Annotated in this window: 10 protein-coding genes and 1 pseudogene; all 11 read left to right on the top strand. The window is 37.6% G+C overall.

The features are described 5' to 3' along the window. Positions 1–1,786: pseudogene (gene ltrA / locus AC1DLM_RS33445) on the top strand (group II intron reverse transcriptase/maturase); the annotation flags it as partial. Positions 1,787–2,653: 867 nt separating this feature from the next. After that, positions 2,654–3,088 carry a hypothetical protein gene (locus tag AC1DLM_RS33440; RefSeq protein ID WP_441992567.1) on the top strand — a complete coding sequence of 145 codons (435 nt, stop codon included), beginning with the start codon at positions 2,654–2,656 and terminating at the stop codon, positions 3,086–3,088. Between the two features lie 369 nt (positions 3,089–3,457). Next, positions 3,458–4,225, top strand: coding sequence for a formylglycine-generating enzyme family protein (locus tag AC1DLM_RS33435; protein ID WP_441992566.1), 768 nt, complete (start codon positions 3,458–3,460; stop codon positions 4,223–4,225). 86 nt (positions 4,226–4,311) lie between these two features. Next, a complete protein-coding gene (locus AC1DLM_RS33430) occupies positions 4,312–4,605 on the top strand; it encodes a hypothetical protein (protein WP_441992565.1) in 294 nt (97 codons plus the stop codon). Positions 4,606–4,850: 245 nt separating this feature from the next. Further along, positions 4,851–5,264 (top strand): immunity 53 family protein, encoded by a 414-nt coding sequence (locus tag AC1DLM_RS33425; RefSeq protein WP_477572392.1) that lies wholly within the window; start codon positions 4,851–4,853, stop codon positions 5,262–5,264. Then, entirely contained in the window at positions 5,206–5,457 is a 252-nt protein-coding gene (locus AC1DLM_RS33420) for a CPCC family cysteine-rich protein (RefSeq protein WP_477572393.1), read from the top strand. The genes AC1DLM_RS33425 and AC1DLM_RS33420 overlap by 59 nt, the downstream gene beginning before the upstream one ends. A gap of 543 nt (positions 5,458–6,000) precedes the next feature. Continuing rightward, a complete protein-coding gene (locus AC1DLM_RS33415) occupies positions 6,001–6,495 on the top strand; it encodes an SMI1/KNR4 family protein (protein WP_477572391.1) in 495 nt (164 codons plus the stop codon). Between the two features lie 73 nt (positions 6,496–6,568). Then, positions 6,569–7,054, top strand: a complete 486-nt coding sequence (locus AC1DLM_RS33410) for a DinB family protein (RefSeq protein WP_477572390.1) — start codon at positions 6,569–6,571, stop codon at positions 7,052–7,054. A 151-nt stretch (positions 7,055–7,205) separates the two neighbouring features. Then, on the top strand, positions 7,206–7,667 hold the full coding sequence (locus AC1DLM_RS33405; protein ID WP_441992562.1) for a hypothetical protein: 462 nt from the start codon (positions 7,206–7,208) through the stop codon (positions 7,665–7,667). A 162-nt stretch (positions 7,668–7,829) separates the two neighbouring features. After that, the gene (locus tag AC1DLM_RS33400; RefSeq protein WP_477572389.1) at positions 7,830–8,534 is read left to right on the top strand and encodes an HAD family hydrolase; all 705 of its coding nucleotides are present in this window, start codon (positions 7,830–7,832) and stop codon (positions 8,532–8,534) included. 72 nt (positions 8,535–8,606) lie between these two features. Continuing rightward, positions 8,607–9,092, top strand: coding sequence for an NUDIX domain-containing protein (locus tag AC1DLM_RS33395; RefSeq protein WP_441992560.1), 486 nt, complete (start codon positions 8,607–8,609; stop codon positions 9,090–9,092). The last annotated feature ends 411 nt before the right edge of the window (positions 9,093–9,503 follow it).

Genomic DNA, 9,503 nt, shown 5'->3' with positions numbered 1-9,503 from the left:
CTTTACGAAATTGGGAGTATTACGGCATGACGGAATCTTTTACTGATTTGCACGAAAGATCAGCAAACAAAGAAACCTTCTCACATCTATATGAGATCGTCACATCCAGAGAAAATATCTTGCTGGCTTATCGTACGATGAAGTCCAATAAAGGATCAAAGACACCAGGAACAGATGGATTAACCATCAAAGACATTGAACAAAGACCCGAATACGAATTAGTAAGTGAAATCCAATACAAACTGCAAAACTATCGCCCCAAGAATGTCAGAAGGAAACTCATCGAAAAAGATAACGGTAAGATGAGACCGCTGGGCATCCCGTGTATCCTTGACCGTATCATTCAACAGTGCTTCAAACAAGTCCTTGAGYCCATAGCTGAAGCCCAATTTTACAAGCATAGCTATGGTTTCAGACCCCTTCGATCGGCACACCATGCCATGGCAAGAGTACAGTTTCTCATCAATCAGGCTTCGATGCATTATGTAGTAGACATCGACATCTTGGGATTTTTCGACAATGTCAACCATACGCTGCTTTTGAAGCAACTTTGGAACATGGGCATTCRAGATAGAAAGGTTCTAGSYTGCATYTCTAAAATGCTAAAAGCTGAAATCGAGGGGGAAGGRATACCTTCAAAAGGTGTRCCACAAGGCGGTTTACTGTCAACACTGCTCTCGAATATTGTAYTAAATGACYTAGATCACTGGGTYGCAGGTCAATGGGAACTCTTTCCGCTGARAAAACCTTTCAAATCAAGAACTGGCGAAAGGGCTGCRAAAATACGCTCAAGTCTGAAAGAAGGCTATCTGGTGCGTTACGCCGACGACTTCAAAATCATWTGTAGAGATTGGAGATCGGCCCAGAGGTGGTATCATGCGGTARYTCTGTATCTSAAAGATCGCCTGAAACTCGATGTCTCTCCGGAGAAATCRCAAATCATTAATCTGCGAAAACGAGAGTCGGAATTCCTTGGGTTTACAATCCGAGCGAACAAAAAGGGTCAAAAACGAGTAGCGCATACGGGTATAAAAGTGGGTAAAAAGCAGAAAATCAAAAGCGAAGCCAAGAAACACATTCTCAAAATGAGGACTTCGCCTACGGCTCTAAATGCTGTACGGTTCAACAGCTTTGTGTTAGGAATTCACAACTATTTCAATCGGGCAACACATGTAAGTGTTGCGTTCTCACGTCTTGCCTACGATCTGCGAGCTTTCATGTACAATCGTCTCAAACAAATCKGGAAATATGAGCATCCTGCAAACCCACCGCCAACATACAATAAATTTTACAGCTTGGGTTACAGGACTTTTAAAGTAGCAGATGTTTATTTTATCCTCTAGCCAATGTGAAAACAAAGAATACGATGGGTTTCAGTACARGGCTATCGCTCTTTACCACAACAGGCAGAGAACAGATACACAGGAAGCTTCGACCAGATTTACGTCAGGAAATTTACTTACTTACGAAATCTAGCATCCCGAATCAAAGTGTTGAATATATGGACAATCGAATTAGTCGGTATAGCATGAAGATGGGGAAATGCGAAATTACAGGCATGTATCTCTTCGCATCCGATGTTTACTGCCACCACTATATTCCGTTGCACTTAGGTGGGAATGACAAGTTTAATAATTTGCGAATCCTCCACAAAGAGGTAGGGCAACTTATCCTCCAAACACATAAAGAGACGATTGACGTACTCAAAAATAGACTGGGCTTAACGGAATTGATGATGCACCAGATCAACCAATACCGTGAAAAATATGTATTAGAACCAGTTTAACATCCCGAATCAATGAGTAACGAGGAAGTTATGATTTAGTAAATTCAGTTAGATGGACCGCGGAGTGCTTGGAAACTGGCACGCTCCGTGCGGAGCAGGGGAAAAGCTGGAGATCACATCAAATGCTTACCTATTGCAAACCTATAGTTCAATCACGACATGACGGCTGCCGTTATCTGTTAAAGTAACGGGCAGCATATCTGACCTCCACCTCATGGATAGGTTAAATGAAGGAATGTGGGAGCGTAGACTCTGCGAGATGTGGGAKGGTTTGCCGCCATGAGCACATGTGGAGATCCAAAGGTGCAACTATAGATTACCATACCATCCGTTTTTTACATCAGGTGGTTTAGGTAGAGAGTTTTTCTGCCCTCAACATATCCATAAATTTCTTCCTCTACAACTTCAAACCATTGAAATGTTATCTGATAAAAGCTATTTTGGTCAAAAGCTGAGAAAACGAGAGCATTTAAGAGTAAAGCGTTTCTCCATAGAGGGAGTTTAGCGTGGTGATTGCGGGTTACAAGTTCAATTCGCATGTGTTAAAATATTCCATATAGTGATCAAAGTGATGATGCAAAGCACGTGGCTCTGAAAGTAAGGGTGGTACTACAAGATTGATATGGAAAGATCTATTTTTGAATCGAAAGGTTACAAGATAGGAATTATTGCTAGGGCTAAAAAGTGTATTTAACATAAAAGAAAACCATACTGATAGTACATGGAGCCAGACTATCCCAGGAGACGTTAGGCTGGCTTGTTAAATCACATCATGAATTCTTCAAATGAGGTGTATTTGCGGAGAACGCAAATTAGAAGTAATTAGAAATTCCCGAAAAAATTAATGATACTCAAACAGGTTGAGGTGTGACAGGTATCGGTAATAAAATTCAAAGACAATTTACAAAAGAGATGAAAAAAATTGCAAGGCAAGAGTCACGAAGAAAAGATAGATTTTATAGCTTTTTGGAAAGAGATATTATTTCTGGATACTACTCTATTAAGAAGAAAGAGACCAACAAGTTTGTCTTGTACTTTATTAAGATAATGCAATATATAATGAGTGCATTTATTCTTGTTTTTGGAATGTTGTTGGCATTTGCGATTATAAACCTTCAATTATCAGGGGCATTTTTCTTATTAACTTTAATTTCACTAACCTTATTACTTTTTGGATTTATTCATCCTAATATTATATGGGCTGCTCACAGGAGAATTCCAAGAAAAAGGGTGTTGAAATTATTTGGCATTACAACAATAACATGCGTATTTGTTGGTATAGTATTAGAGGTAATAACTTAATAAAGGACAGAAAGAACTGTTGAAGCATCGTTTTGAAGGCTGGGACATCTTATAACACCATATTCACGCTGAGGGGCTTACGCCCCTTGCTTTGCCCAAGGTATTGCGAGGGATCAGAATCAGGCAGACAAACCCTGCATCACCTAACCACATCGCATCATTACGCTAACTGGGAACGATAGCTGAATAAAAACTCAGCAGCAGCTGTTTACATACTAACTGTCAGGGCTCGAAAAATCAGGATACTGAATGAGGTGGCATTATGTACGCTTATAAAAGTATCCATTCTGAAAATTATACGAGGAGAATAAAGTCGAAGGTTTTAGAACAGTACTTCCGATCAAATATTGAAATAGACAGGTGGCCAGTATGAAAATCAAAAAGTACGGGAGTGACAGAGAGCATATTTTAAAAGATTTATTGAATTTGATGGTACCCGTACAAGGGGGAACCATTGAATTACGCGATTATATTAATATGAATAAATGGCTTAGTTCTGATTACACTTTATCAGACCCTGGAAGCAATAAAAAGGATATTACATGGACTGAAACGATCGAACCCTTCCATGTCATGAAGTATCCAGTAACACAGCAATTGTATCATTTTGTCATGCATGAAGAAGAAGTAGAACCGAATGTGAATAACCTGCCAATTACGGAAGTTTCGTGGATAGATTCGCTTGCCTTTTGTAACGAATTGTCCAGAATGCTTGGCAGGACGGAATGCTACACATTCGCAAATGAAAGCGAGAACACGATATACAACAAAAAAGCGAATGGCTTTCGATTACTATCAGACGCTGAATGGCAGTATGCGTGCAAAGCGGGAACGACGGGATATAGGTATGCAAGAATTGATCAAATTGCATGGTATCTAGAAAACGCCAATGGTTCACCTCAACAAGTCGGAAAACTGCTTCCTAATCCATGGGGGCTTTTTGATATGATTGGGAATGTCTGGGAATGGTGCTGGGATCTATACGATTCTGAACGATATGGGAACTATAGAGTCTTCCGGGGAGGCAGTTGGGCAGAAGTTGAGAACAATTGTGGTTCTACGAGTAGAAGGAAAAGCATGCCGGATTTCAAGATAGATGATCTTGGTTTTAGAATAGCACTTACATCACATAGTTAAAGCGAGTTTAGCTTCCAGCAGAAATTTACTTGTTAACCATCTGATTGGGTTATTTTAAAAGATGCAGAATCTTTGGAGGTGGTAATATGACTGCTATTGCATATTATCTTTATGCCATAGTCTCAAGTGGTTATTATGGGAAGCAGGATTGGCAGGATTGGGCAGACAAACGTATTCTTAGAGAAACTCATGTAGAGGATTGGTTAATAAGTCTCTCTTTGGCAAGAGACATAGCAACAGTTCAAAGCATACTAAGTATATTGATGGTTTCCGAAAGGTACATTGTAAGTAATCCCCCTAATCTTAATGATACAACTCTTGGGTTTTGCTACTTAAGATATTTAGATTCTAAGTTATCCTCTGAGAGAGTTGTTGTTTAAGTCTGGGGTTGAAACGGATGGCGCAGGTTCAATTGAATGTGAAGTGTTTTATACTCTTCTTAGTGAACTAGAAAAGGGTATGCATATTGAAGAAGACATCAGTTTTCTGAAAAGTATATCCGAAATGTATGAACCATTTAAAGTAATTGCTGAGAAACAAAAAAATATTGTGGAGACATATTAGTTGCAGTTCCTCTATTGTTTGTTAAAGTAACAGTGGAGAGACTTGAAGAGAGGGTTTTTGGATGAATGTTTTAGAATGGTTGGAAAACTGGTATACAGTTAATTGCGACGGGGATTGGGAGCATTGTTACGGAGTTAAAATTACAACTCTTGATAATCCGGGATGGGCTATTGACATCCGATTGGAAGGAACACATCTTGAAGATATCAATTTCGAAACTTTGAAGATGGATCGTTCGGATCTTGATTGGGTTTACTGTGATGTTAGTGATAATTTATTTAGGGGTAGAGGCGGAAGTAATAACTTAGAGGAATTGATTGTTATTTTCCAGAAATGGTCTACCTTAAGTGAAAATAGTTTGCAAGAAGTACTTCAAAACTATAGCTCAATGAGGGAAAGGGGTAAGAATATTGAGAGTGCAATGCCCTTGTYGCGACAATTTTACTTATGCCGACATGGAAGAGGCTTTCTTTGAAATCTGTGAGGTATGCTTTTGGCAATATGATGGAACGGCACATGATAAGCCTGAAAAAATAATTGGTGCAAATCGCATTTCTTTGAATCAGGCTAGAGTAAACTTCCATAAATATGGTGTTTGTAAGGAACAATTCAAAGGAATGGTAAGAGAACCTTTAGAAGAAGAACTTCCAATTAACAACGCTAAATAAATTTAACTTAGAGTATGGTAACACAATTATAATAAGCTCCTTGTTGAGCTAACGAAAGAACGATAGCTAAACATTTTGAGGACTGCAACGTGGCAGCACTCCACTATGTTAACGGGTAGATTTGATGGACAATTGGAAGGAATCTGGAAACAAAGTGGAGAATAAAAAGTACTCTAAGTAATTGCATTAAAAGGAGGTTTTTGTGGATTGTGGATCACAAAAAAAATTTACTTTACGGAGTATTATCTGGTGTAATTCTTCTATTATTAAATAATTCGATAGCACTTCATACAATACAAAATCTCTTCGATAGCATGCCAATTGCTTATATTACAGTTAGATGCCTACTCTCTATCTTTTCTTTTATCGGTATTTTAACGGTGGCTTATTGCTCGATCGAATTGATAATAGAAGTTTTTAAATTCAGAAAGCAAAGATGACGGTTAAATTGTTCATCTCCGCGGCCAACAGCTGCTCTTTTGACTTTAAGCTAAAGGGAGGATAGTTAGAAGAGATTTGAGTAGCCGATGAAAGGAAGATAACATGAGTAAAATTACTGGGTTAATTAGAGAAGCGAGTTCACTTTTAAATTGCGAAGTTTATCCTGCATCGGGTTTACCAAAACTACGTTCTTCTCATATGTTGCCAATCGATCTTGAAGAATTTTATAAAGAGTGTGGTGGTATGCAGCTTTTCAATGATTCTGATTTCCCGTATCGAATAATCCCAGCAACAGAAATTAATTTGGCTAATTTAGAGATACTTGGTGAAGAAGTGGAAGATGATATATCCAATAACTGGTACACACTTATTGATTGTGACAATGGTGATTTTGTTACAATTGATTTACACCCTGAACGCCTCGGAAGGTGTTACGACAGTTTCCATGAGACACATGGTTTAATTGGGGATACACCGATTATTGCTATGTCATTCACAGAGCTTCTGCAACAACTTTTGCAACATAAGGGCAAACTGATCTACTGGTTAGATGAGAGTTTTGTTGCGTTAGGTGACGCATATGACAATAATGATTAAACTAACTGAGAACGTTAGCTCAACATGAACATTAACAGGCCGCCGCATATCAATAAGAAGGAGTGTGGAAAGTATGTTTCATGTAAGAGATATTTTATCCGATCAGTTATTAGCAAATGCTAATGACCCTAGTTGGTACCTACCATTTTCAGACGCAGTTGAAAATTTGTCAGAGGAAGTAGCGTTTTGGAAACCTAGTGAAGATAGTAATAGTATCGCTGAAATTGTGCAGCATTTACTTTATTGGAATGAAACTTGGCAAACTAGATACCAGAAATCTCATGTCAATGCTGTGCCTTCCATAGGAAATAATAATAAAAGTTTTATAGTTCCCAAAGATCAAAATTTCACTGACTTAAAAGAACGATTATTAGAGGTGCTTTTAAAATGGCAAGATCTACTTACTGAAGGAAAAGTCGAAAGTGATGTGAATGGTTTCCCAATGGCTGCCAAGTGGTGGGAGATACTCGGAAATGTGTCTACTCATAATGCATATCACATTGGTCAAATCTGTTACATTCGGAAGTTACAAAAGAGCTGGAGAGTAGATGCAAACTAAGAAAAATTACCTAAAATAATTAGTGAAGGAGCTTGCAAGCGGCAGCTCCTTTTTTGTTCATTCAAGTAACTGGCAGCATACTTCAACTTATAGAGTCAAATGTTTTCCTTTTTAATTGGGAATATTACCTCCTAAAGGGGGTTGATTATTGTTGAAAATATTAGATCGCTTGTTATTCCTTGTAATTGCATTTAGTCTTTTTTTTGCTCAAACAGTTGGTGCAACAGATGGAGCAGAAGTATTCGATATCAAAAAAGATGAGATAATCCTTACAATTAGAAACTCAAATTCGTTGCAGAACCAGGTTAAAGAATGGTTGTCCTCTGCAAATGGCGCGGTTGGATCCTTTAGAATCGAACCAAGTGAGGGCATAGCCATTAAGATCACGCTTATGCCCCCTTACAAAATTAATAACGATTGGATTAATGGAACAGTTACAGAAGTAGTGATGTTTATTAGCCCATCCAAAACTTATTTTCCAACTCTACTCGTATTTACGAAAGAAAAAGGTCTTATTGCGGTCCATGTTAAAACCCACAGTTTAAAGACTTTTCTAAAGAAAAATAAATTATTCTATCAAGAATTGAATCTAACCGAACCTTCTTTCAACTAAAGACAAACTATAGTTCATGCACAACACAACGGCAGCCGGTACACGAACGGCTGCCGTTCCCCGTTAAAGTAAAGGTACAGGTTTATTTATTTTCTTTGTACTTTAATGTTTGAGTTTAATGTATAATTATTCCAATATCCTGTTGTGGGTAGGTGTTCTACATTGAATAAGTATAAATACATTTTCTTTGATTGCATGGAAACAATTGTTGATTTATATGAGTTGCCAAAAGGGAATGACTATGCCTTGTGGGCATTTAAAGGTTCTGGTGTTGAGCATTATTGGAATGATTTTAATGAGTTCGCAGAATATTATGAAACTTCAAAAATTGAAATTGGAGTAACCCTTGAAAAGGACGAAGAGTATGAGTTAGTAAGAAGGTTTGAGTTATTAGTTCATAAATCTAAGTCGATAGGACTAAATATTAAAACTGAAGTAGTAACAAAGCTATATGAAAATTATTGGAGAACATATAAATCGAAATGCTACATAAGTCCAGAAGTGAGAGAGGTTATAATTCAGCTTTCTAGGAGATATAAGTTAGCTATAGTTTCAAATTTTATGGTAAAGGATGGTATAGAGGAGTTACTATTCAGCAACGGAATCGGAGAATTATTTGACTTTATTATCACCTCGATAAATGTAGGTTGGAGAAAGCCACATTCAAGAATATACGAGATTTCCATGCAATTAGCAGGTTGTAATAATTCTGAAATTATATTTGTTGGCGACGATTATGAAAATGATTATTTAACCCCACAAAGAATGGGAATGAAATCAATCTTCTTAGATAAATATGATACTCTGAGAGCAGGAACTGAACGAGTATCCAGCTTCAATGAATTGAAGATAGCTTTATTAATATAATTGAATACTATCAACACCATTTAACTAACGAGTAACGCTAGTTGAGTGGCATAATTAATAGGAGGGGAGCTTTTGGTAAGGAATACAGCTAAAGCAATTATTGAATACGATAATAAGCTACTGTTTATTAAGAAAAAGCTTGATAATATAGGTGTTTATTATACATTACCCGGCGGTGGGCAAGAATCTGGCGAGACAATTGAAGATACAATTCTACGCGAATGCACTGAAGAATTAAATATATACGCGGAGATAAAAGAATTGGTGTGTGTAAGGGAATATATTTCTACTAACCACGAGTATTCATTTTTAGTTAAACAAGTACATGCAATTGAATTCATCTTTCACTGTTCTTTTGGTACAGAAGACAAGATCACACATTTACAGAATGATGTTGCACAGATTGGATTTGAATGGTTGGAAATATCAACAGTAATTGAGTCTTTACAGCAAGACGAAGTAAGGAACGAGCTTAAGTTTCCACAGACGCTTCGAGATTTTTTAATTGAATATTACTTAACCTGTAGTATAAAACCATATTCAAAATTTATATTTTAAAGCACTGTATTCAACTATCGTAAGAACTATAGTTGAGGGGCTTGCTTCGATGCAGCCCTCTTTTGCTCATTAAAGTAACGGGCAGTTTTTTGCAATATTTAAACATATACACCATAACTTTTAAGGTACGGAAAACAATAGTTAAGTGATCTAGGAGCAGTTTGCCGTCGCGGCAACTGCTCCTTTTGTTGTTAAAAGAGCTGGTAAGTTCAATGCAATTTACAGGCCGAGCAGGAAAGAGTATCGAAACAAAGAACCCMCGTCTATACCAGCTAGATGAGGGGGCTATTTGACGCATATGATGTTGCAGCCTTTTCAATGCACTGTGAACGTGTATGCTTCGGTCTGTTATTTGGACCGAAGCCCATCATGTTTTACAGTTTCAACATGTAGCCATCTGCCGCATTACCC

This window comes from Paenibacillus sp. 01T442, from assembly GCF_056398345.1.
This window is presented reverse-complemented; position numbering and strand designations above follow the sequence as displayed.

Excerpts from the sequence above, each read along its gene's own strand:
- AC1DLM_RS33435 (WP_441992566.1), top strand. The coding sequence starts at position 3,458 with ATGAAAATCAAAAAGTACGGGAGTGACAGAGAGCATATTTTAAAAGAT.
- AC1DLM_RS33430 (WP_441992565.1), top strand. The coding sequence starts at position 4,312 with ATGACTGCTATTGCATATTATCTTTATGCCATAGTCTCAAGTGGTTAT.
- AC1DLM_RS33415 (WP_477572391.1), top strand. The coding sequence starts at position 6,001 with ATGAGTAAAATTACTGGGTTAATTAGAGAAGCGAGTTCACTTTTAAAT.
- AC1DLM_RS33410 (WP_477572390.1), top strand. The coding sequence starts at position 6,569 with ATGTTTCATGTAAGAGATATTTTATCCGATCAGTTATTAGCAAATGCT.